The 275-nt window shown below is 58.9% G+C and carries 1 pseudogene; it reads left to right on the top strand.

Features of this window, described 5'->3' with window-relative positions:
* Positions 1-89: 89 nt before the first annotated feature.
* Positions 90-275: pseudogene (locus tag AB9F29_RS22650) on the top strand (NAD(P)H-quinone oxidoreductase); the annotation flags it as partial.

Below are 275 nucleotides of genomic sequence, written 5' to 3'. Positions count from 1 at the left end.
CTCGGGTATTCGCGCGCCGAATGCTGCGGTGAAGCGCGATGATTTGCCGGGGCACTGGTAACCCAAAGACGTAACCTAAGTGAGACAGAATGAATGAAGTAAACACGATGCGGGCGATGGAAATATCTACGCCTGGCGGTCCGGAAGTTCTGCGCGAAACACGTCGGCCAATGCCGATTGCGCGCGCGGGAGAGGTTGTAATTCGGCTGGCCTATGCGGGGGTCAATCGCCCCGATGCGCTGCAACGGGCAGGGCTCTATAATCCTCCAGCGACC

The organism is Falsihalocynthiibacter sp. S25ZX9 (genome assembly GCF_041205405.1).
Classification (GTDB): domain Bacteria; phylum Pseudomonadota; class Alphaproteobacteria; order Rhodobacterales; family Rhodobacteraceae; genus Falsihalocynthiibacter; species Falsihalocynthiibacter arcticus.
Note: the sequence above shows the minus strand (reverse complement) of the source record. Positions and strands in the feature narration are given on the sequence as shown.